The sequence below is a fragment of the Arcobacter sp. AHV-9/2010 genome, from assembly GCF_004116575.1.
GTDB lineage: Bacteria > Campylobacterota > Campylobacteria > Campylobacterales > Arcobacteraceae > Aliarcobacter > Aliarcobacter skirrowii.
Map to the genome: position 1 here is coordinate 282681 of NZ_PDKH01000003.1, position 24144 is coordinate 306824.

22 protein-coding genes are annotated in these 24144 nt (G+C 28.0%); 3 read left to right on the top strand and 19 right to left on the bottom strand.

Annotated features, from left to right (window positions below):
- Positions 1-4: 4 nt before the first annotated feature.
- From CRU94_RS07030 to CRU94_RS07075, 10 genes are all read right to left on the bottom strand, one after another.
- Entirely contained in the window at positions 5-1741 is a 1737-nt protein-coding gene (locus CRU94_RS07030) for a nickel-dependent hydrogenase large subunit (RefSeq protein ID WP_129106067.1), read from the bottom strand.
- Positions 1741-2907, bottom strand: coding sequence for a hydrogenase small subunit (locus tag CRU94_RS07035; RefSeq protein ID WP_129106068.1), 1167 nt, complete (start codon positions 2905-2907; stop codon positions 1741-1743). Before CRU94_RS07035 ends, CRU94_RS07030 begins: the two co-directional genes overlap by 1 nt.
- Before the next feature lie 61 nt (positions 2908-2968).
- Positions 2969-3691 carry a tRNA pseudouridine(38-40) synthase TruA gene (gene truA, locus CRU94_RS07040; protein WP_129106069.1) on the bottom strand — a complete coding sequence of 241 codons (723 nt, stop codon included), beginning with the start codon at positions 3689-3691 and terminating at the stop codon, positions 2969-2971.
- 2 nt (positions 3692-3693) lie between these two features.
- Positions 3694-4710: an LptF/LptG family permease gene (locus CRU94_RS07045; RefSeq protein ID WP_129106070.1), complete on the bottom strand. Its 1017-nt coding sequence runs from the start codon at positions 4708-4710 to the stop codon at positions 3694-3696.
- Positions 4707-5198 carry a prepilin peptidase gene (locus CRU94_RS07050; RefSeq protein ID WP_129106071.1) on the bottom strand — a complete coding sequence of 164 codons (492 nt, stop codon included), beginning with the start codon at positions 5196-5198 and terminating at the stop codon, positions 4707-4709. Before CRU94_RS07050 ends, CRU94_RS07045 begins: the two co-directional genes overlap by 4 nt.
- Before the next feature lie 3 nt (positions 5199-5201).
- A complete protein-coding gene (locus CRU94_RS07055) occupies positions 5202-5888 on the bottom strand; it encodes a di-trans,poly-cis-decaprenylcistransferase (protein ID WP_129106072.1) in 687 nt (228 codons plus the stop codon).
- Positions 5881-7095: a bifunctional phosphopantothenoylcysteine decarboxylase/phosphopantothenate--cysteine ligase CoaBC gene (gene coaBC / locus CRU94_RS07060; protein ID WP_129106073.1), complete on the bottom strand. Its 1215-nt coding sequence runs from the start codon at positions 7093-7095 to the stop codon at positions 5881-5883. The genes CRU94_RS07055 and coaBC overlap by 8 nt, the downstream gene beginning before the upstream one ends.
- Positions 7096-7098: 3 nt before the next feature.
- The gene (gene glmU / locus CRU94_RS07065; RefSeq protein ID WP_129106074.1) at positions 7099-8415 is read right to left on the bottom strand and encodes a bifunctional UDP-N-acetylglucosamine diphosphorylase/glucosamine-1-phosphate N-acetyltransferase GlmU; all 1317 of its coding nucleotides are present in this window, start codon (positions 8413-8415) and stop codon (positions 7099-7101) included.
- A gap of 12 nt (positions 8416-8427) precedes the next feature.
- Entirely contained in the window at positions 8428-10362 is a 1935-nt protein-coding gene (locus tag CRU94_RS07070) for an ankyrin repeat domain-containing protein (RefSeq protein WP_129106075.1), read from the bottom strand.
- A gap of 49 nt (positions 10363-10411) precedes the next feature.
- Complete coding sequence (locus tag CRU94_RS07075; RefSeq protein ID WP_129106076.1) at positions 10412-12007, bottom strand: helicase-related protein; 1596 nt, start codon at positions 12005-12007, stop codon at positions 10412-10414.
- Between the two features lie 87 nt (positions 12008-12094).
- Between CRU94_RS07075 and trmA the strand changes: the two genes are divergently transcribed.
- The 3 genes from trmA (at position 12095) to CRU94_RS07090 (ending at position 15431) form a co-directional block, all read left to right on the top strand.
- Positions 12095-13231, top strand: a complete 1137-nt coding sequence (gene trmA / locus CRU94_RS07080) for a tRNA (uridine(54)-C5)-methyltransferase TrmA (protein WP_129106077.1) — start codon at positions 12095-12097, stop codon at positions 13229-13231.
- A 195-nt stretch (positions 13232-13426) separates the two neighbouring features.
- Positions 13427-14350, top strand: coding sequence for a flagellin (locus CRU94_RS07085; RefSeq protein WP_129106078.1), 924 nt, complete (start codon positions 13427-13429; stop codon positions 14348-14350).
- 157 nt (positions 14351-14507) lie between these two features.
- Entirely contained in the window at positions 14508-15431 is a 924-nt protein-coding gene (locus CRU94_RS07090; protein ID WP_129106079.1) for a flagellin, read from the top strand.
- Between the two features lie 45 nt (positions 15432-15476).
- Here the strand turns inward: CRU94_RS07090 and CRU94_RS07095 are convergent, their stop codons facing one another.
- The 9 genes from CRU94_RS07095 to pseB are packed head-to-tail and all read right to left on the bottom strand — an operon-like array spanning position 15477 to position 24129.
- Complete coding sequence (locus CRU94_RS07095; protein ID WP_129106080.1) at positions 15477-17507, bottom strand: 6-hydroxymethylpterin diphosphokinase MptE-like protein; 2031 nt, start codon at positions 17505-17507, stop codon at positions 15477-15479.
- A complete protein-coding gene (pseI, locus tag CRU94_RS07100; protein ID WP_129106081.1) occupies positions 17500-18543 on the bottom strand; it encodes a pseudaminic acid synthase in 1044 nt (347 codons plus the stop codon). The genes CRU94_RS07095 and pseI overlap by 8 nt, the downstream gene beginning before the upstream one ends.
- Positions 18540-19040, bottom strand: coding sequence for a UDP-4-amino-4,6-dideoxy-N-acetyl-beta-L-altrosamine N-acetyltransferase (gene pseH, locus CRU94_RS07105; protein WP_129106082.1), 501 nt, complete (start codon positions 19038-19040; stop codon positions 18540-18542). Before pseH ends, pseI begins: the two co-directional genes overlap by 4 nt.
- Positions 19037-19717 (bottom strand): PIG-L deacetylase family protein, encoded by a 681-nt coding sequence (locus CRU94_RS07110; RefSeq protein ID WP_129106083.1) that lies wholly within the window; start codon positions 19715-19717, stop codon positions 19037-19039. Before CRU94_RS07110 ends, pseH begins: the two co-directional genes overlap by 4 nt.
- The gene (locus CRU94_RS07115) at positions 19710-20405 is read right to left on the bottom strand and encodes a methionyl-tRNA formyltransferase (protein WP_129106084.1); all 696 of its coding nucleotides are present in this window, start codon (positions 20403-20405) and stop codon (positions 19710-19712) included. Before CRU94_RS07115 ends, CRU94_RS07110 begins: the two co-directional genes overlap by 8 nt.
- Positions 20405-21322, bottom strand: coding sequence for a UDP-2,4-diacetamido-2,4,6-trideoxy-beta-L-altropyranose hydrolase (gene pseG, locus CRU94_RS07120; RefSeq protein WP_129106085.1), 918 nt, complete (start codon positions 21320-21322; stop codon positions 20405-20407). Before pseG ends, CRU94_RS07115 begins: the two co-directional genes overlap by 1 nt.
- Complete coding sequence (pseF, locus tag CRU94_RS07125; RefSeq protein ID WP_129106086.1) at positions 21322-22017, bottom strand: pseudaminic acid cytidylyltransferase; 696 nt, start codon at positions 22015-22017, stop codon at positions 21322-21324. The genes pseG and pseF overlap by 1 nt, the downstream gene beginning before the upstream one ends.
- A complete protein-coding gene (pseC, locus tag CRU94_RS07130; protein WP_129106087.1) occupies positions 22010-23140 on the bottom strand; it encodes a UDP-4-amino-4,6-dideoxy-N-acetyl-beta-L-altrosamine transaminase in 1131 nt (376 codons plus the stop codon). The genes pseF and pseC overlap by 8 nt, the downstream gene beginning before the upstream one ends.
- On the bottom strand, positions 23137-24129 hold the full coding sequence (gene pseB, locus CRU94_RS07135; protein ID WP_129106088.1) for a UDP-N-acetylglucosamine 4,6-dehydratase (inverting): 993 nt from the start codon (positions 24127-24129) through the stop codon (positions 23137-23139). Before pseB ends, pseC begins: the two co-directional genes overlap by 4 nt.
- Positions 24130-24144: the final 15 nt, after the last annotated feature.

Below are 24144 nucleotides of genomic sequence, written 5' to 3' on the forward strand. Positions count from 1 at the left end.
TTCCTTAACTATTACAAGAAAAACCATATAATGGATCTACTTTATATGTTCCTAAATCATTACCTTTCTTATCCATAACATGAACAGCACAAGCAATACAAGGGTCAAAACTATGAATAATTCTAATAATCTCAAGAGGTTGAGAAATATCTTGAACTTTTAAACCAACTAGGTTTGCTTCATAAGGTCCCATTTCTCCTTTTGCATCTATTGGTCCTGCATTCCAAGTTGAAGGAACAACAGCTTGATAGTTTTCAATCACTCCATTTTTTATTCTTACCCAATGAGATAACATTCCTCTTGGAACATCTCCTATAAATCTTCCTTTGTACTCTCTGTTTTTATCTATTTTATAAGATGTATAAGTAGTTTCATCTACTTTTAGATTTTCAATCAAAGTATTAAATGTCTCTAATCCATGTTTTGCAATAGCTTTTACCTGAAGCATTCTAGCAGCTGTTCTTCCTAAAGTTGTAAATAATGCACTTTTTGGCAATTTTGTTTTTGCTAAAAACTCATCTACTATTGGAACTACTCTTTTATTTCCTTTTGCATAAGATACTAATATACAAGCAAGTGGTCCAACCTCCATAGCTTTTCCATCATATCTTGGAGATTTTATCCATGAATATTTACCCTTTACATCTAAAACTTTAGAATCTACAAGCTCTTTATTCATTCCAACTGTTTTCATATCTTTAAAGCCTGTATATTTAGGATTTGTTTTTCCATCATAAGGGTGAAGTGCTTCATCATTTTCATACCAAGAGTGAGTCGCCTCTTCTGTTATTAAATCTTCATTTATTTCAAAAACTTTTGATAAATCACCATCAAAAATAATTCCAGAATCAAATAAAAACTCTGTTTGATTTAACATCATCTCTTGATGAGCAATAAAGTTCATAACTCCAGCTTTTCTTGTAACTGACAACTCATCTTTATATACACTTGCAGCCATTACAATATCAGCATGATAAGCATTCTCTATAAACTCTGCTGCATTTTTAAATAGTGTTAAATACTCTCCCATTCTTGTTGGATCTAATAAATCCATAATACATGTAACTCCACCTACACTTAAGCTTTGTGGATGTGGTTGTTTTCCACCAAAAATAGCCATAAGTTTTGCTAAATCTCTTTGAACTTCTAAAGCTTTTAAATAGTGAGATAATAAAATTAAGTTTTGTTCAGAAGATAATCTATAAGTTTTATGTCCCCAATAAGCATTTGCAAAAGGTCCTAATTGCCCTTTTTCTACAAACTCTTTTACTCTTGTTTTAACTTTTTTTAAATCATTTTCACCAGTTGCTATTGGAAAATCTGAATACTTAAATGCTTCATTTGAAGCTTTTTTCTCATCTGCATCAAGAGCTGAAACAATATCAACCCAATCAAGCCCATGAAGATGATAAAAATGAACAACATGATCATGCATAAAAAGTGCCATTAACATTAAACTTCTTGTAAGTTTTGCATTTAAAGGGGGAACTATTCCTAAAGCATTTTCAACAGCTTCAATTCCAGCTTTATAGTGTGAATATGTACAAACCCCACAAATTCTTTGCATTAAAAAACCTGCATCTCTAGGATCTCTATTTTTTACTATTGTCTCCAAACCTCTCCACAAAGTTGAAGATGAATAAGCTTTTTGTATTACATTATTTTCATCAACTTCAACTTCTATTCTTAAATGCCCCTCAATTCTTGTAATTGGATCAATTATAACTCTTTTATTTGACATTATTGTTCTCCTTGTGAATCTTTTGGATTTTTAAATTTTGAAATAGCTGCATGTGCTGCAATACCAATTCCTGTAATAGTAAGTAATCCAACTCCTATTTTATCAGCAGTTGCATCTGCACCAAGCCCTTTAAATACAGTGTTATATAATCTATTTGCAACTGGTTCTTCAAGAGGTCCCATAGTATCCCAAAAGTTTGGTTCACTACATCCAATACAACCATGACCTGCTTGAATTGGCCACGACATATGAGAATTGAACTTATTTTTTGAACAATTATTAAATGTATATGGTCCTTTGCACCCTACTTTATATAGACAATACCCTTTTTTAGCACCTTCATCTCCAAACTCTTCAACAAACTCTCCAGCATCAAAATGACCTCTTCTTTCACATAAGTCATGAATTCTTAAACCATAAGCCCATTTTGGTCTATTATAAGCATCAAGAGAGGGTAAAGTTCCATAAAGAATATAATGAAGCAAAGTTCCAACTATATTTTTTTCACTTGGTGGACAACCTGGAACATTTATTACTTGTTTATTAGTAACTTTTGATAAAGCTTGAGCTCCTGTTGGGTTTGGAAAAGCTGCTTGAACTCCACCAAAAGATGAACAAGTTCCTATTGCAAATATTGCTAAAGCGTTGTTTGAAGCCTCTATTGCACTTTGTTCACCTGTTTTTCCATGACCACCAATAGTTAAATAACTTGCATTTTCTCCTGTTGGTATTCCACCCTCAACCATTAAAATATATCTTCCTTTATACTTCTGAATAGCTGATTCAAGATTATGTTCAGCCTGCCATCCAGAAGCTGCCATCAATGTTTCATGATACTCCAAAGAGATATAATCAAAAATAAGTGAATCAATAGTTGGTGCATCTGTTCTAAGTAGTGATTCACTACATCCTGTACACTCTGCCATATGTAACCAAATAATTGGTAATCTATCACTTAAAGTTGCTGCTTTTGCAATCAATGGAGAGAAACTTGATGGAAGTGTTAACATAGCAGTCATAGCAGCCGCCCACTTCATAAAGTCTCTTCTTGAAACACCTTTTTCTTCCAAATGAGAAGCTAAACTCTTCTCTTCTTTAAATCCCTCTAAGCTCTCTAACTGTTTTAAACGATTAGATAACTTGTTATAAAGTTCACTCTTTTTCAAAAAATGCTCCTGTGTTTTATTTTTTGCTCCATATTCTATCCTCTTTAACTTTACTATTTATTTAATATTTTACTTTTGATAGATATAAACCATTTGGTTCAATTGGTGTTTTGAATATATTTTTTTCACAATTTAACTGTTTTCTTAAATCATCAATTGTGAGTTTTTTACTATTTATTTCAAGTAAAAATCCAACCATCAATCTAATTTGACTTCTTAAATATGAGTTTGCCGTAAACTTAAATACATAAATATCCCTATATTTATAAAATTTTGTCTTAAATATCTCTCTTTTTGTATTCTCTTTTTCGCTTCCAGTTTTATGAAAATATATAAAATCATGAACTCCTTCAAACTCTTTTATAGCAAGTTTTAAAAGCTCTTCATCTACACTTTTTACATAAGTAATATATTTTTGATTAAATGGATTTGTAGGTTTTGTTGTGATTAAATATCTATAAGTTCTTGTTTTTGCACTAAATCTTGCGTGAAATTTATCATCAACTCTTGAAATATTTAAAATCTTTACTGCTTTATCAACTCTTTTATTTATTATCTTTTTTAATTTCTCAAAATCACTCCAATAATCTGGAATGAAAGCATTAAAAACCTGTTTTGTAGCGTGAACATCTCTATCTGTTCTTCCACTTAAAATAATTTTTGTATCAATATTTATTGATTTAAAAACTTTTAATAGCTCATCTTCAACTGTATTTTTGTTTGGCTGTTTTTGACTTCCACAAAAAGCAGTTCCATCGTAAGATATTGTAAATTTTAGATTCAATTTTAATACTCTTTTTTAATAGTTCTGCTATATAAAAGATAGCTAGAAGCTATCCAAATAAGTGGAATAATATAGAGTGAATGAAAAAGTAATTTATCTGCTATATATTTGATTAAAATATAATAAATTACAACTGTAATAATTGCATAAGCTGTTGTTCTATTTTTTTCATATCTTGGATTAAAATATCCAAATACTATTACAAAAAATAGTGATATTAGAGGAAAAATTGATGTTAGTATATAAAATGTAAAATCATCAATATCTTTATTAATTTTAAAATTATTTTTCCAAAAATCATAACTATTTGTGAACTCTTCATAATTTGAACTAGCTATTGAGTCATTTATATACATTTTAGAGTAGTCAATTTGATTTACCTCATCTATATCAATTATAAAAACTTTTCCATCATCTAATCTAAAACTTAAATTTCCATCTTGATTTAAAAGGTGTGCCTCTTTACTTATAATAAACTGCTCTTTATTCTTTTCAGTTTTGAAAAGTTTTACATCTTTATAAATTTTGCCATCTTTTTCTGATATATAAATAAGCCAATCACCAAATTTTTGACCAAATTCACTCTCTTTTATATTGAAGTTTGCCTCTTTTTTCTTAAAATCTAAAAATGTTTTTGTCAGATATTTTGTTTTTGGAATGAGCCCCAAAGAGATTACCAAAAGCATAGCTGAGAGCAAAATAGTAATTGGAAAAAAAATCTTTAAAACTCTAACTGGATTTAATCCAAAAGATGTAATAACTGTTAGTTCATACTCACTTGATAGTTTTGAAACACTAATTGCTAAAGAGATAAAAAATGTAATTGGAAGAGTATAAAACAGAATTTGAGGCAATGAGTAGCTAAAAAGTTTTAAAAGTTCATATAAATCCATTGTAATAACTGATGTTAATGATGCAATTCTTACCAAAAAAACTACGCTTGTAATAAAAAATAGTCCTAAAAATATAGGAAAAAATGTAATACTTAGTTGTGCATGTAAATAGCTGTTTAATCTCAAAACAATCCCTTAAAAAATATTGATAAATTTAAAAAATAGTCAAGTAAAAATGCTACTGCAAGAGGTGGAATAAATGGTATTTCACCATCTTTAAACCTTTTTACTCTATAAATGTATAAAACTATTGCTAAAAGTGCAGATAAAAAAACTAAAAAAATAACCTCTTCTAAACCAACTATTATTGCAAAAGATGCAATAAGTGGTATATCTCCCTCACCTAAAGCTGTTTTTGTTTTTAAGCTCTCATCTTTTAAAAATCTTGATTTAATATTTTGTATATAAAAAGTAACAACAAAATTTAATAAAACAAATGCTCCAGAGATAAAAAATGCATTTTTTAAAGAGTCAATAAAACTATATTCACTTATAAAAAATGATAAAAATAGAGCAATTAATAAAAGATAATCAGGAACTGCTTTATACTTAAAATCATAAATTACTAAAATAAAAAGATTTAGAAAAAATAGTGTTATTAAAACTGTTTGCATATTTTATAGACCTCCAAATCTTCTTTCTCTTTTATTAAACTCAATAATAATCTCCTCAAGCTCATCAACACTAAAATCTGGCCAAAGTGTGTTTGTAAAAAACATCTCTGCATAGGCATTTTGCCACAACAAATAGTTTGAAAGTCTAATCTCTCCACTTGTTCGTATTAATAAATCAACATCCCCAAATCCAGCTGTATCAAGACATGATTCAAAATTTTCTTCATTTATTTCAAGATTTTTTTCATTTAATTTTTTAATAGCTCTAATAATCTCATCTTTTGAGCCATAATTTAAAGCTAAAACTTGAGTAAGTCCAGAGTTTTTTGATGTTTTTTCCTCTAACTCTTTTATAATTTTTTGTAAGTTTTGTGAGAATTTACTTAAATCTCCTATAACTTTAAATCTTATGTTGTTTTTCATCAAAGTTTCAAGTTCATTTTTTAAAAACTTTTCCAAAAGCTTCATTAAATAATCAACTTCAAGTTTTGGTCTATTCCAATTTTCTGTTGAAAAAGCATATAAAGTAAGGTATTTAACACCTATTTTTGCACAATACTCTGTAATCTCTCTTACAGTTTTTGCTCCAGCTTCATGACCAGATGTTCTTTTAAGTCCACGCTCTTTTGCCCATCTTCCATTTCCATCCATAATTATTGCAATATGCGAAGGGGGATTTGAACTACTCATTTGTAAACTCTTTTTCAAATCTATTTAAAATTTCTAAAGAGATATTTAGTTTATTCCCAGAAAAATCAAAACTTTTATCTTTTAAAATAAGTTCTATATTATTTGTATTGCTTCCAAAACTATTTGACTCATCTAAAATATTTAAGCAAACTGCATCAAGATTTTTATTTTTTAGCATATTTTTTGCATTTGTTTTAGCAAATTCTTTATCCATCTCAGCTTTAAAACCAATAGAAAATATATCTTTTTTATCTATTGAAGCCAAAATATCAATATTTTTAATAAGCTCTAAATTCCAATCTTCACCCAAATTCTCTTTTTTTAGTTTTCCTTTGAAATTTGTTTTTGGAATATAATCACTAATAGCAGCCACCATAAATAAATAGCTTTTTTTATCTAATTTTTTCTCTAAAGCTAATTTCAAATTCTCAAACATCTGTTGTGAACTATATGAAACTTTAAGATCAATCTCATAAGGTATATTTTCAAAACCTCTGCTACTTACCAAACTAACATCTGCACCCAAATAGTAAAGCGCTGTTGCTAAACTACTAGCCATCTTTCCACTTGAAAAATTTGAGATATATCTTACATCATCAATTTTTTCTACTGTTCCCCCACCACTTAAAACAGCTCTTCTATTGCTCCAATATGAAGTTTTTAAAAGCTCTTTGCAAGTTTTATGAAAAATATCAATTGGCTCAAGCATTGCACCATTTCCAACATCTTTACAAACAAGCTCTTTTGTTTGAGTTTGTAAAACTTCAAATCCTAAATTTTTTAAGTTGTTTATACTTTGAATAGTAATAGGATTTTCAATCATATTTGTATTTGCAGCTGGTGCTATGATAATCTTTTTTTTACAAGCAAGAACTGTTTGAAGTAGCAAATTATCAGCAACTCCACAAGATATTTTATTTATAGTGTTTGCACTAGCTGGTGCAATTACAAAAATATCAGTCCACTTTGCTATATCTATATGATTATAATCACTATTTTTATCCCAGCTTTCACTACTCTCATCTAAAATTTTATTTTGGCTAATTGCTTCAAAAGTTATTGGATTTATAAATTTTTTTGCAGCTTCACTCATAAGAACTCTTACAATTGCACCTGCTTTTACATAAAGTCTTATCAAATCCAAAGTTTTATATATAGCAATAGAGCCAGTAACTGCTACAAGAATTTTTTTATCTTTTAAAATCACTATCTATTTCTCTTCTTTTGCTTTTTTGGCTTTATCAAAATGTTTATAAAAATAACCATCGATTGTTTTTGCTTTTGCCCTTGTTAAATAAAGTTCACCTTTTTTTACATCTGTTGTTACAGTTGAGCCAGCTGCTATTAATACATCATCTTCAATTTTTACAGGTGCAACAAACTGTGTATCACTTCCTACAAAAACATTTTTACCAATTATTGTTTCATATTTATTTACCCCATCATAGTTGCAAGTAATTGTTCCGCAACCAATGTTTGTGCCCTCATCAATAACACAATCTCCTAAATAACTCAAATGCCCAGCTTTTACACCATTTAATTTAGCTTTTTTTGTCTCAACAAAGTTTCCTATATGTGTTTTATTTATTTCACTTAGAGGTCTTATTCGTGCCATTGGTCCAACATCACTATCAATAATGATTGAATCTTCAACAACACTATTTGTTTTTATATGTGAGTTTATAATTTTCGCATTTCCAAGCAAACTTACACCATTTTCAATTATACTTTCACCCTCAATCTCTACACCCTCTTCTATATAGATAGTTTCAGGCAATCTCATAATAACACCAGCTTTTAAAAACTCTTTTTTAACTCTATTTTGATGAATTACTTCAGCATCAGCTAATTCAACTTTAGAATTAACTCCTTTAAAATTCTCTTCATTTACAATTAATGGTTTTAGAACCTTACCTTGATTTATAGCCATTTCCACTAAATCTGTGATGTAGTACTCTTTTTGAGCATTATTGTTATTTAACTTTGGTAAATTTTCAAGTAAAAAATTTGTTTCAAACTGATAGATTCCTGCATTTGCAGTTTTAACTTTTAACTCATCTTCGTTTGCATCTTTTTGTTCAACTATTTTTTTTACATCTCCATTTTCAATAATTACTCTTCCATAACCATCAGCATTTTCTAGCTTCAAAACAGACATAACAATAGTTGCATTTGGTATATCAAATTTTTCCAATTCACTTGCTTGAATTAAAGGCATATCACCATTTAAAACCAAAGTTTTTTCGTATTTTGGAACTATATTCATAACTGCCCCTCCAGTTCCAGGGTAGTTTTTATGGTCTTGAATTACAAAATTTATATTTGAAAAATATTTTTCTATTTCAGATTTAACTTTTTCAAATTGATGATATAAAACAACTGTTATATCATTGCTTAATTTCAAAGCCTCTTTTATAGAGTAGTAAAGCATTGGTTTTCCAGAAATTTTGTGTAAAACTTTTGGCAAGTTTGATTTCATTCTAGTTCCTTGCCCAGCTGCAAGTATTATTATTGATTTATTATTCAAATTTATTCCTTTTTATAAAGCTTCGTTTATCTCTTTTCTAAAATTCATTACAAGCTCACTTAATGCATTTCGCATATTATCATCACTTATATTTGTAGCTTCAAGATATTTATCTAAAATTCTCTCTTTGCTTTTAAAAAATTGTGCAATTTTTTTATTCTTTTGATGTTTATTATAAAGTAAAGCACCAGATGAAATAAGAGTAATTACAAGTCTAATATGACCTAAAATTGCAGCATAATTTAAAATATTAAAACCACTATTATCAGTTTCATTTAAATTAGCCCCTGCTGAAATTAGCCATCTTGCAATCTCATAGTTTCCTTTCCATTGAGTGTGATGAAGAGCAGTTCTTCCATGATTATCTTTTATATCAAGATTTGCTTTTTTTATCATAAGTTTTTCAACAACTTGAAGATTATCAGCAATTACAGCTTTATGAATTACAGTTTTTCCATCTTTATCTTGAATATCAAGACTTACTTTATATTTTAAAAATAGTTGAAGATTTTTTAAAAACTCTGCTTGTTCTTTTGGATTAATAAGTTTTAAACCCTCTTCTACCATATAAGCTATTGGTGTAATTCCATTCTCATCAACACAATTTACATCTACTCCATACTCTACAAGAGTATTAATAATAGGTTCACAACTATAATTTACCAACTCATATAAAATATTTCGTCCATTGGCTTTTTTTAGATTTACATTAACTCCTTGAGCTAATATTTTTTTAATATAAAAATCAAAATCACCATTCTCTTTAACATACTTTTCAAGCTGTTTTTCAGGAGTTTTTTGTCCAGTTGAAGCTAGATAAAGTTCAATTAAATTCTCTAAAATAGATTTTCCGTAATTATCTACTTGATTTACATTTGCACCATTTACCAAAAGAAAATCAACAACTCTTCTACTTGAAAAACCTTTTAAAATTTCTTGATGTAAAATACTTCTTCCATCTTCATCTAATACTTCAATATCGGCTTTATTTTTTATTAAAATCTCTGCAAAAGCAAAATTTTTCTTCTCTAACTCTTTTTGTAAAGTTGTTTTGCCATCTTTTCCAATAGAGTTTACACTTGAAGAAAAGCCTAAAACTTGCTCTGCTAAAGATATATAGTTATCATTTTGATTTATTATTAAATATTTTTTATCTGTAATATCTTTATCATGCTTTTGTAAAGTTGTAATGTAAAAAATCTCATCAACAATAGACATTCCTCTATTATCAACAACACCTAAATCAATTCTTCTATCAATTAAATGATTTAGTAAAATTTTGTTTCTGTGACCTAAAAGAACGGCATTGTAAAGAACATTTTGACCATTTTTATCAATAGCATTTATATTAATACCTTTTGCCATTAGAACTAAAGATATTCGTAAATTTTCTTGCAAAACAGAATAAAAAAGTGCATTTTGACCATTATTATCAACTACATTTATATCTTTTATCTTTTTTACAACATCTTCAACAAGTTCCAAATTTTTACTTAAAATTGCATCAAATAGGACTGTTTTTCCACTATTATCAACTGAATCAAAATCTGGATTAAAATCTTGTAAAAAAGAGTATGCTTTTATATTTGCAACTCTTACAAGTTCTTGTAAAGCAGTTCTTCCTTTACTATTTTTACTATTTATATCATAACCATTTTGTAATAAAAATTTTGCTGCTTCAAAATCATATTTTTCACAAGCATTACTTAATACTGTTGCTCCTGTGTTATCCTCTTTATACAAATCTACCCCTAGTTTTATTAAAAGTTTAATAGAGTTGAATTTTTTCTTAAAAGCAAGTTGAAATAGTATAGTTTTACCTCTATCATCAATAGCATTTATATCTATACCTTTATTTATATAACTTTTTACTTTGTTTTCATTTACACTATCTGATAATAGTTCTTTAAGCAAAGATTCACTGTCTGCTTTGAAGTAGCTTAACACTATAAAATTCCTTATTCAAATCCATTTTTATATAAGCTTCTATTTTAACCTAATTTCGATTAAAACTTTTTCTATATCTTTTTTTATCATTAAATTCTCTTTTATCCTCTTGCTTTTTTGTGCTAGCTCTATTTTTAGTATTTCTATCTTTAAAAGGTGGTTTTTCAAAATCTCTATCATCTATTAAAACACCTTTTAAAGATTTTTCAATAAATGCGTTAAAAGAGTTTCTTAAAATATAGGCTTTGTCATGATCTGGAAAAATATCTGGTAGCTTATATGAAAGCCAAAGATATAGTGATATTTTTTTTACCTCATCTTCAACCAAAAGTAGATCTTTTTGTGTAATTGCCTTTTTTGGTAAAGTAATTGATGGTTTATAGTGGTTTGGTCGTTTTTTTATTACGCTTGCAATATATGAGTTAAATGCTTGAACAATAATAGTTGATTTTGTAGTAATTGGAGCTTGAGCCAAAAGATATTTCTCTTCTAAACTCAAACCATCTTTACTATCAACAATTTTTGAAGCTTCAAGCATACTTGACAGATTTGCAGCCTCAAAAGGACCATTAAATTTCATATTTAAAGCAAAATAGTTTAAAACTTTTGTTAAGGATTTTGTCTTTAAATGCATTGAAAGATTTTCTAGCTGAGAGTTGTTTATCTTTACTTTAAAAGGTGGTTTTATTGTTTTTATTGGTGATTCAAACTCCTCTTTGATATACTCTAAAACATCTCTTCGTGTAGCTCCCAAATATCCAGCTTCAAAAATTCCAAACCTTCCAGCACGACCTGCTATTTGAACTATCTCATTTACGCTTATCTTTCTTTTTGAAATACCATCAAATTTTGTATCTGTTGTAAAAAGTATTGTTTTAATTGGAAGGTTTAAGCCCATACTTATAGCATCTGTTGCAATTAAAATTTGAGTTTGTCCATCTCTAAATCTTCTAGCTTCATCACGCCTAACTTCTGGAGATAGATTTCCATAAATTACTGATACTTTATATTTTTTTTGAAGCTTTTGTTTTAGTTTTAAAACTTCTGCTCTTGAGAATGCTATTAAAGCAGTTGCATTTTCAAGCTTATCAAGTGGTGTCCACTTTTGTAAAACTTTTAACTCATTTTTTCTTTTATGTCTTATAATATTTAAATCTTCACCCAAATATGAAGCTATTTTTTTAACAGCATCAAGCGCATTTACACTTCCTGTCATAATAACTTTTTTAGCAGGAACTCCAATAATTGCATTTACCCAAGCCCAACCCCTATCAATATCTTCAAGCATTTGAACTTCATCAATAATAGCAACATCAACTTCCAAATCAAAATCTATCATCTCAATTGTTGAGCAAATATGAGCCGCTTCTTCATTTAAAATCTGCTCTTCACCTGTGATTAATGAAGCATCAATATTTGACTCTTTTAAATCCTCATATCCTTCAAGTGCCAAAAGTCTCAAAGGTGCAAGATATAATCCACTATTTGCCTCTTTTAATTTTTTCATTGCATTATATGTTTTTCCACTATTTGTTGGACCCACATAAAATTCAAGCTCTCTTTTTATAGTTCTTGCTAGTGGATAAAGCGATTTTAAATCACAATTTAATAAATCTTTTAGTTGTTCTTGCCAGTTGTTTTCCATATCTCTTCTTTTTTAAAATTGTTAAATTATATCTACTTTTACCAATATTTTCTTATAATGTCTCTTTTAAACAAAGGATAAAACTTTATGAATTGTAAATATTTTGGGCTTTGCGCCTCTTGTACACTCTACAATAAAAACTATGAAGAGCAACTAAACTATAAAATCAAAAGAGAACAAGATAGATTTTCATCTTTGATTGATTTTTCAAAAATAACCTTAGATATTATAAAAAGCAAAGATTCAAACTTTAGAAATAGAGCTGAATTTAGAGTTTGGTGGGAAAAAGATGAAAATAGTGAAAAGGATGTTTTATCATATGCCATGAATGATTTTAATAAAGAGATTTTAAAAATCGATTCATGTCAAATAGTAAGTGAAGATATAAAAAATCTTATGCCAAAACTCTTAACTGAACTTCAAAAATCTATGATTTTATCTTTTAGGCTTTTTTCTATTGAGTTTTTAGTTAGTTCAACTTCTGATATGCTTGTAACTTTGATTTATCACAAAAAACTTGAAGATGAGTGGATAAGTTTGGCAAAAGAGATTGAGCAAAAATTAAATATAAAAATAATTGGAAGAAGTAGAAAACAAAAAATAGTTTTAAGTAGCGATTTTATAAATGAGAGCTTAAATATAAACAATCAAGAGTTTAAATTTGCCTATGAAGAGAACGGTTTTACTCAACCAAATACAAGTGTAAATATAAAAATGATTGAGTGGGTTTTAGAAAATATTAAAGATTCAAATAAAGATTTATGCGAGCTTTACTGTGGAGGTGGAAATTTTACAATTCCATTATCTAAAAGATTTAGAAAAGTACTAGCTACAGAAATTTCAAAAACATCTATAAAATCTGCTTTGAGAAATTGTAGTTTAAATGGTATAAACAATATTGAATTTATAAGAATGAGCTCTGAAGAGTTTGTTGAAGCTTTAAATGAAGTTAGAGCTTTTAATAGATTAAAAAATATAGATTTAAAATCATACGACTTTGAAACTATTTTTATGGATCCACCAAGAAGTGGACTTGATGATACAACAAGAGCTTTAGCAAAAAATTTCGAAAATATTATATATATATCTTGTAACCCAGAAACTCTACATAGAGATTTAGAAGAGCTTTTAAAAACTCATAAGATAGTAAAATTTGCCATATTTGACCAATTTGCATATAGTGAACATATTGAGTCTGGAGTTATTTTAGAAAAACTAAAATAGCTATTTGAATTTAATCTAATTTTAAGAAAAGTTATATAATAATTCTCTTATCAATTTAGGGTTGGATTCAATCCGAAGAGAGAAATTTTTTTACTCTCTATGCTTGAACCTTTTTTATAAAAAGAGACAAGAAGGTTTTAGGTTGTAATATTTTAAAGATATTACAAATTGTTTAAAAATCTAAAAGGATTTACAATGAGAATTAATACAAACATATCTTCACTGGGAGCTCAAGAAGCTTCAATAAACACAAATAAAAACATTTCTAACTCTTTAGAAAAATTAAGTACTGGTTTAAGAATCAACAAAGCTTCTGATGATGCTTCTGGTCTTGCAATTGCAGATAAACTTAGAACTCAAGCTACATCTATTAATCAAGGTATTTCAAACGGTAACTCTGCTGTTGCTTTACTTCAAATTACAGATAAATCTATGGCTGAGCAATCAACTATTCTTGATACAATTAAATCTAAATTAATTCAAGCAAATACTGATACAACTTCTGTTGCTGGTAGAACTGCTATTGCAAAAGATATTACAAAACTTTTACAACAGCTAAACAATATTGGTGAGCAAACAAACTACAACGGTACAACACTGCTTCAAGCAAGCAGAACAACTGCTAATGCTTCAAATATTGCAAATCTTACTGCAGGAAGAACTGCATTAGGTGGATTATCTTTCCAAATTGGAGAAGGAACTCAAGATTTAATACAAACTAAAACTATTAACTCAAATGTAGCTGGTCTTGGTTTAACAACTCTTGCGCAAGCTGTTAGAAGTGGAGCTGGTGTGTCTGCAGGAGCTACTGCTGGTACAACTGGAGTATTTACAAGAACTATGGCTCAAAATGGTCAAAAATCTATTGATACTGCAATTACAAAACTAAATGGATATAGAGGAGATATAGGTTCTACTCAAAACCAAGTTGAATCAGCTATTAGAAACCTAATGACTCAATCAACAAATATTAAAGCAGCTGAGTCTGTAATTAGAGACGTTGATTATGCACAAGAGTCTGCAAACTTTAATAAGCTAAATATCATTTCTCAAGCTGGATCTTATGCAATCAGTCAGGCTAATGCAACTCAACAAAATGTTCTAAGACTACTTCAATAGTTAACTAGTCTTAAGTTCTCTTTTATAAAAAAGTGGAGTTTTTCTCCACTTTTTTCAATTTTAATTTTAATTTAAACTAATTTTATGAATTAGTTTGCAATAATTGTGTCATTAAGTTTTATTTACACCAAAATAAACCAAAACTAAGGACATATTTATGAAAATTAATACGAACGTTTCATCTTTAACAGCTCAAGAAGCAGCAACAAATACTAATAATAGTATTAAAAACTCTTTAGAGAAACTTTCTACTGGATTAAAAATCAATAAAGCTAGTGATGATGCTTCTGGTCTTGCTATTGCTGATAAATTAAGAACTCAAGCTACATCTATAAACCAAGGTATTGCCAATGGTAACTCTGCTGTTGCTTTACTTCAAATCACAGATAAATCTATGGCTGAGCAATCAACTATTTTAGATACTATCAAAGCAAAACTAATTCAAGCTAATACTGATACAACATCAACAGCAGGTAGAACTGCTATTGCAAAAGATATTACAAAACTTTTACAACAGTTAAACAATATTGGTGAGCAAACAAACTACAACGGCACTAATCTTTTACAAGCAAGCAGAACAACTGCTGATGCTTCAAATATTGCAAATCTTACTGCAGCAAGAAGTTCAAAAGGTGGCTTATCTTTTCAAGTTGGTGAGGGAACTGGAGATTTAATAACAACTCAATCTATTAACTCAAATGTGGCTGGTCTTGGTTTAACAGCTCTTGCAAGAGCTGTTAGAAGTGGTGCTGATATGTCTGCAGGAGCTACTGCTGGTACAACTGGAGTATTTACAAGAACTATGGCTCAAAGTGGTCAAAGTGCAATTGATAAAGCTATCACTCAATTAAATGGATATAGAGGAGATATAGGTTCTACTCAAAACCAAGTTGAATCAGCTATTAGAAACTTAATGACTCAAGCTACAAATATTAAAAATGCTGAGTCTGTAATCAGAGATGTTGATTATGCAGCTGAAAGTGCAAACTTTAATAAGCTAAATATCATTTCTCAAGCTGGTTCATACGCTATTAGTCAGTCAAATGCTGTATCACAAAATGTTCTTAGACTTCTACAATAAATAAAATTTTTATTGCTATCAACCAAGATTCTATTTGAATCTTGGTTAGATAACTCTTTTTAAAGAAGTTTTATAATCTTCTGAAATATTCTTAATATGTTTTATTAATATATCTTTAATTTTTTTAACTTTGTTTCTTTCAGCTTTTATTTGCTTATCATTAAAATAGTATGATAAATATGGTATATATATTTCACAATATAAATTGATTATTTGGCTTAAATTTAGTAGATTATTTTTGTTTAATTCTGAAAAAAGTTTTTCAAGTTCTTTTAAAAATTCCTCATACAAAATATTCTCTTTTTCAATAATATTATTTAATATATCTTTTAAATTTGATTCTATATATTCAACTTCAGTTTTTATAGTATCTCTTGAACTATCATTTAGAGCATCTAAAGAGTTTAAACTAAAAAAATCATTATTATTCATACTCAAAAATATCTTTTTATGATTAGAGAGATTAATTTTATCTATTTTTTTTGAGATTGTACCTTCAAATTTTGCTCCATTTTCAGATAAATTATAAATTTTTGTTGAGTTGCTTTTTATTCTTAATTTATCTTCAACCATTTTAATTGAACCATAAAAAAGAGGTGTAGTATAAACCTCTTTTTTGAAATTACCTTTTACTTTTACTAAACTACTTCTTATTCTAAATTCGCTTCTATCTTGTTTTTCATCAAGATTTATTTTAGTTGTTCCTGTTTTATCTCCAGAGGAGTGTGTATCTCCAGTTTTTTGATTAACTGCTAAGTCTAATCCTATTATAAATATATCTTTAGGATTAAATTTAAGTAAAATATCTAATCCAATCTCACCCACACTAAATCCAGAATAAGAGATATTTCCTTGAAAAAATGGATAGAAAACTTCAAATAAAAATATATTTTTCTTATCAAATTTATCTAATACATTTGTATTTGTTATAGAACTTGCAAAAAGAGTTGTATCTTTAGGCATTTTTTCTATAGTCTCATCATCAAATTGTGTTTTTTCTAAAAACTCTTGCTCATCAACAGTAACTACTATATGAACCTTTATATTATTATCAATTAATTTTTTTAGAGCTCTTCCTATACAAACTATAAAAAACTTATCTTGATTTTGTTTTATCCAATCTATATTTTCATCCAATGATGGTCCAGCTGCTATGTATAAAATCGAAATTTCTTTAAAATAGTTACTTTTTTTTATTTTAGAAAAATCTAAAAATTTATACTTATCTTGAACTCTTTTTGTAGTTCTGTTTGTATGAATATATACTCTTCTATTATAATCATAAGCTGTTGGATTCATAGTATTTAGCATATTTAAAATTGTATCAATATATCTATTTATATTAATATTTGTAATAGATAGTTTTAAAAGGTAGTTATCTGTTCTATATATATTTAAAAAATCATACACTTTTCCTTCTTCAATCAAAACATCATCCATAATAGAAAAAATCGCCCCTTTTTTTCCTAAAATTGTATAATCTACTGTAAATAAAGACAATCTGAATATCTCTAAATTTCTCTCTAAAATCAAATAAGAACTAGCATCTATTTTTTCTGCAATTTTTGGTATGTGTCTTCCAAGAAGTGTTCCTAGAAATATAAATTTGTTTATTTTTTTGAATTTTTTTTGATCTCTTTTTTCTAAATACTCCTTAGTAATCTCTGTATAATCTTGAGCATCCATTAATGTAAGATGATTCAAATCACTTAGCTTTTCTAATTCAAATCTTTTTTCATAATCTACTTTATACTTATCTTTTATAGTAAAGTATGGTTGTAGTTCAAAAATAGATTGTTTTAAATCAAAATCTACCTTTTTTATTAATTCTTCATTCTTCTTTTTTGGTTTTCTATTATATAGGTATTTTTCATTTACAACATCATATATATCAAAATCACCATCTTCCATAATAAACTCTAGATAATATTTCTCTTCATATGTACCATTTTCTATCATTCTTGATAATTCATCAATTCTATCATAGAGCTTTTTATCATATTCACTTAAAAACACTAAATTTGCTAAAAAAGTTGTTGTAAGTGCATTTTGTAATTGTATTTGTGCTTCAGTCATTTTCTATATCTCCTATTCTTAAAGGATTACCAAAGGTTAAATCATATCTTGCTTGTTTACCTAAAATATCATACAAATATTTTGGATGAAGTCCATATCCTGGTCTTACACTTCTTATGTTTTCTTCTGTGAAAACCTCACCTTTTTTGATATCTTTTGCAATATAAAGACTTCGACTAAACTGTCTACTTTTTTTCTTTTTAGGAGTCATACTATAGTCAACTTTTCCTATAAGCTTTTCTACATCTCTTATGGCTTTTATCATCTCACTAAACTCTTGCTTATCCATAGAAAAATCTGCATCAGCTCCACCTATAGACTTATCCAAGATGAAGTGTTTCTCTATAACTTTTGCTCCTAAAGTTACCGCAACTACTGGTGCAACAATTCCTAATGTATGATCAGAAAATCCAAGCTCAACACCAAAAGTTTCTTTCATATTTGGTATTGTTTTTAAATTTGCCTCTTCAAGTGGTGCTGGATATTCACTTGTGCATTTAAGTAATATTATATCGTGGTTTCCAACACTTCTACAAATATCTACAACATCTTGAATCTCATCAATTGTTGCAATTCCTGTGCTTATAATAATTGGTTTCATTTTAGAAGCTGTATATCTTACAAGCTCATAGTCAGTTATTTCAAAAGAGGCGATTTTATAAGCACTTGGATTAAATTGTTCAAGAAAATCAACAGCACTTTTATCAAAAGGTGTTGAAAAAATATCAATATCTATGCTTCTTGCATATTCAAATAGCTCTTTGTGCCACTCCCAAGGAGTATAAGCTTCTTTATACAAATCATAAAGCTTTTTACCATCCCATAGTGTCCCACCTTTGATGATAAAATCTTCTTTATCACTATCTAGAGTTATAGTATCTGCACGATATGTTTGAAGTTTTATTGCATTTGCACCAATCTCTTTAGCAGCTTTTATAGTATCAAGTGCCGTTTGCAAGCTTCCATTATGGTTTGCACTAAGCTCTGCAATTATATAAACTCCATCTTTATTTAAATCAAAATTACCTATTTTCATATTTTTCCTTTTCGTTCTAATTCCATACAAATAACATTTTTACCATTTACTATTTTATAACCTGTTTCTTGAAAATTATATTTTTTATATAAAGCTTTTGCCTTTTCATTTTCATAAAATACCTCAAGTTTTAAAGTATCTAGTTTTAACACTTCAAAAGCATATTTTATACATATCTCTTCAAGTATTCTACCAACTCCTGCTACTTTTTCAAATGGGTTTGAATAAAGACCAAAATAGCAACTATTAGTTTTTTTATTAATTTGATTAAAATAAACTACACCTATATTTTGCTTATTATTTTGCACTAAAAAATACTGTTCACTTTCTCTCTTAATTAGAGTATCTAAAAAGTGAAAATGTTCTTTTTCTGATATCATTTCAGAATTATACATCCATTTTCGATTGTTTATATTATTTCTCCATGATAAAACCATTAATTTTTCATCTGTTTCTAAATCAATAAATTTTTTTAATCTGATGTCATTTAAATTCATTTTATAATCCTAACACTTTTAAAAGCTTCAACATATTTTTTACCCACTCTCATCCCTTGGTATTTTGCATTTAGTTTTATACCTTCTAAACTTCTAGGATGAGGATATTCACATAATTCTGATGTGTATTCTTTCATAGCTTTGATTTTCAAATCTAATGTGTCACTTATATCAAAAAATGTATCAGGTGAAAAAGAAAGTGGATAGTTCCACTCTGTAGATGAGAGTATTTCAAAACTATATATCTCTTTTACACACTCATCTTCCATAGGTCTAGTAGCTGTTATAACTGCTTTGTAAGTTATTTGATGATCTATATTTAAATCGTGCTCATAATGGGTAAATATAATATCTGGTTTTATCTCCTCTTTTACTTTTGATATAACTTTTATAATATCAAGTAGATCTACACTATCAAATCTATTATCAGGAAATGATTCAACAAAAACTTTTTTTACACCTATTACATTATTTGCTTTTTGTATCTCGGTATTTAAAATTTCTATCTCATCTTTTTTATTTTCTACAACTCTTTTCTCATCTCTACTTGTTTTACCTTCACCAAGAATAAGGGTATAGGATTCATAACCTTCTTTTATAAGTCTTGCAACTGTTCCAAAACACCCTAACACTTCATCATCGGGGTGTGCTGCAATGATTAATATTTTTTTATTCATTTTCAAATACCTCAAACCTTCCTACAAGTTTTTTATTTTTATGGTGTACTTCGCTAAATTCTATTTTTATCTTATCTAGTTCTATATAGGCTTTTGGGTATCCCTCTGCATCTAGCATTCTAATAAAATCATAAAGTTTATGTAAATTCTTTTTCTTAAGATTAAAGATATCACTTTCCTCTGGTTTCCGTCGTTTAAATTCTATGATTTCCCCACTTTGCTTTCTTGGTACTAAATCATTAGATAGTAAAGTTGGTATCATTTTCTCAAATATAATATTAGAAAGTTTTATAAAATTTTCCTCTGCACTTCCTATATTTATATTAAAATCTTCCTTTAAATATATATCACCTGTATCTAAGCCACCATCAACTTTTAAAGCAGATATTTTTGTGTCATACACTTCATTAATAATCAAATTCTGAAAAGGGCTTCCTCCTCTTCCATAAGGTAAATCTGTCATATGAAATACAATACAATCAAAACTATTATAAATATCTTCTTTGATAATCCAAGACCAGTGGGGAAAGAATATGAACTTAGGATTAATTTTTTTTATATTTTCTAAGTTTAGTTCTTCTTTGTCTGTTATTAAATAAAAATTGTATTTACTCTTAAGTCTTTCTTTTAATTTAAAATAGTTTTCTATATTCCATTCTTTGATTGTTGCTATTATAATATTTTCCATTACTGACCTTTAAAACTTTTTAACAATGAATAAATACTTTTTTCTAATTTTATAGTATTAAATTTTTTCAAAACTAAATATCTTTTCTTTTTCAAGTACTCATACATATCTATCTGATTTTCTGCTGTTTTTATAGCAATCATAGGTAAATCTAAATAAAAAATCTCATTTGCTGTAACACTTGGAGTTACAATTGCAAAATCACTCTTGCTCATAAGTTTTGCAACTTCATTTGAATTTATTTGTAGATTTATCCACTTTTTATCTTTACAATACCCTTTTAGCTCTTCTAAATTTTTATTTGCTGTTGTAGTTACTAAATTTACTTTCAAAGATTTTTTAAACTTTTCTACTACCTTTAAAATTTTTATATTTAAATTTTTATGGTCAGCTCCACCCATTGCCAAAAATATTGTTTTATTTTTTTTCTTTACTCTCTTTTTAGCTTTTTTAGCTTCCAAAAACTCATCTCTTAAAAGTGTATATTTACTTCCACATCTTAATTCACAATTATTTGGCACCTTTTTTTTATACTTTTTTTCATCTGCATAGATATTATGATTTAATAAAATATCACAAAAATGTTTTTCATAGGTATCATCAAAAACAAAAATTTTTAGATTTTTGTTTTCTTCTTTTAATCTCTTTTCAAAATCATAATCTATATCATAATTATCAATTATTATCATATCAATATTTAGTTTTTTGATCAATTCATTTAACTCTTCAAAATCATTTGATTTTAAAAGCTCTATTTTATAACCAGCTTCAATAATTTTATGATTTATATTTCCATCTAAATTTTGTGTAGCAAAAATAATATTTTCATTTGTATATTGCTTAACTAAAACTAAATCTCTCATAATATGCCCAGTTCCAATATATGAAGATGAATCAGCTCTTATTAAAATATTCATTACAATTCTCTTTTTATAGCTTCATACATAAACTCAGCTCTAGTCCAATCCTCTTGTGTATCAATATCTTGAACCAAATGTCTTGGAAGAACTATTGGAATACTATCTTTACCAAATGTTATTTCACCTGATTTTACATTTAAATTTGTCCAGTAAAACTGTCCAGCATCTTGGTAGGCTTCTTCTAAATCTTGACTTCGTTTAGAAAAATTCTCTGGCCAAAACATTTCACATCTTTCATCTTTTGTGATTTTAAAAGTTCTTTGGATTGGAAATGGCATAGATGTGCATGAAAAAGCATTTCTTGCATTTGAGTTTTTTAGCTTAAGAAAGCCTTCTTTTAAATATTTCTCTTGCAAAAATGGAGCTGTTGCATAGATTGTACAAACAAAATCTATTTTCTCTCCACTTTGTTTTAAAAACTCTATTGCATGATTTACAACAGCACCTGTTCCTGTAAAATCATCGCTTAGATCTTTTGGTCTTAAAAATGGAACATCTGCTCCAAAACTTTTTGCAATTTTTGCTATCTCTTCATCATCTGTTGAAACAATTACTTTAGAAAAGAGTTTTGATTTAATAGCAGCTTCAATACTATAAGCAATAAGTGGCTTTCCATGAAATAGCTTTATGTTTTTTTTGGGAATTCTTTTGCTCCCACCTCTTGCTGGAATTATTGCAACACAATTAAGCATTTAAAACCTCAAACAAAGTTTTAATAACATACTCTTGCTCTTCATCTCTCAAGCTTGGATACATAGGAAGAGAGAAACACTCTTCATAATATTTATCCATAATAGGTGTTATTTCATCTCCATACCCCAAAGATTTATAATATGGTTGCTTATTTATAGGAATATAGTGAAGCTGAAGTCCAATATTTTTTTCTCTCATTTTATCAAAGAGCTCTATTTTTGAGATACTTAAATTACTAAAATCAACTTTTACAACAAAAAGATGATAAGAAGAGTTTGCATCAAAACTATAAAGTGGTTTTATGACACTATTTAAAAAAGATTTATCATATTTTAAAGCTAACTCTCTTCTTCTTTTTACAAAACTATCTAGTTTTTTTAATTGGCTAATTCCCAAAGCACACTGCATATCTGTAATTCTATAATTATATCCCAAAGAGTGCATCTCATAGTACCAAGGAGCTACCTCTGGTAATCTTTTTATTCCATGAGCTCTTAACTCTAAAAGTTTTTCATAAAGCTCTTTAGAGTTTGTAGTAATTGCACCACCCTCTCCTGTTGTTATATGTTTTACTGGATGAAAAGATAAGATACTACAATCACTATTTTCACAGCTTCCTGCTTTTATATTTCCAAAACTTGCCCCTAAAGAGTGAGCACAATCTTCTAGGATTTTTATATTGTAAGTCTCTTTTAGATATTTTAATTTTTTCTGATTTACTGGATTTCCTGAAAAATGAACTACATATATAGCTTTTATTGAACTATCTTTTTTAAGCTCTTCTTCACATAAATGTAAATCTATATTTCCATCTTCACAAATATCCACAAAAATAGGTTGCGCTTCTACATACAAAATTGAATTTGAAGTTGCTAAAAAAGAGTTAGCAGTTGTAAGAACTTTATCACCTTTGTTTAGTAAAACTAAAGAAGCTAAGTGAAGTGCAGCTGTTCCGTTTGCTAGGGCTACACAATATTTTGCATTTGTATATTTGCAAAGTTCATCTTCAAACTCTTTTATTTTTGGACCCGTTGTTAAAAAGTCCGATTTTAAAACTTCAACAACACTATTTATATCATCTTCATCAATGCTTTGTTTACCGTAAGGAATAAAATTTATCATGATTTATCAACCATTTTTAAAAACTCTTCACTACTTAGCCACTGTGTGTTGTTTCCAGAGTTATACTCAAATCCTTGAGATACTGGAACTCCTACTTCACCTAAAAGATTTTTTGAAAAATCTGCCCCACTTGTAAATTTAATAGTTGGTTTTATTACATAATGATTTTCAAACTCTAAAGTTAAGTGACTATCATCTGCTGGGCACATAATCTCATGAAGTTTTTCACCAGGTCTAATTCCAATAATCTTATGAGGTAAATTTGGAGCTAAAGCTTTTGCCATATCAACTATTTTCATAGATGGAATTTTTGGAATAAATATCTCCCCACCTTGCATTCTTTCAAAGTTTTTTAAAACAAAATTCACTCCATCTTCAAGTGTTATAAAAAATCTTGTCATCTTCTCATCTGTTATTGGAAGCTCTTTTGCTCCTTCACTTATTAGTTTTTTAAAAAAAGGAACAACCGAACCCCTGCTTCCTACAACATTTCCATATCTTACAACAGAAAATTTTATATCACTTTTTCCAACTAAATTATTTGCTGCAACAAAAAGTTTATCACTAGCCAATTTTGTAGCACCATATAAATTTACAGGATTAGCAGCCTTATCAGTTGAAAGAGCTATTACTCTTTTTACACCATTTTCTAATGCTGCTTCAATTACATTTTGAGCGCCATCTATATTTGTTTTAATGCACTCCATAGGATTATATTCAGCTATTGGAACATGTTTTAAAGCAGCTGCATGAATTATAAAATCAACATCTTTAGTAGCTTGTTTTAATCTTTGATTATCTCTTACATCTCCTATAAAATATCTCATACATTTAGCATTGAACTCTTGAGCCATCTCATACTGTTTTAACTCATCTCTACTAAAAATAATTATCTTATTTGGTTTATATTTTGATAATAAAATCTCAGTATATTTTTTACCAAAACTACCAGTTCCACCAGTTATAAGTATATTTTTTCCATTAAACATAAAAAGACCTTATTT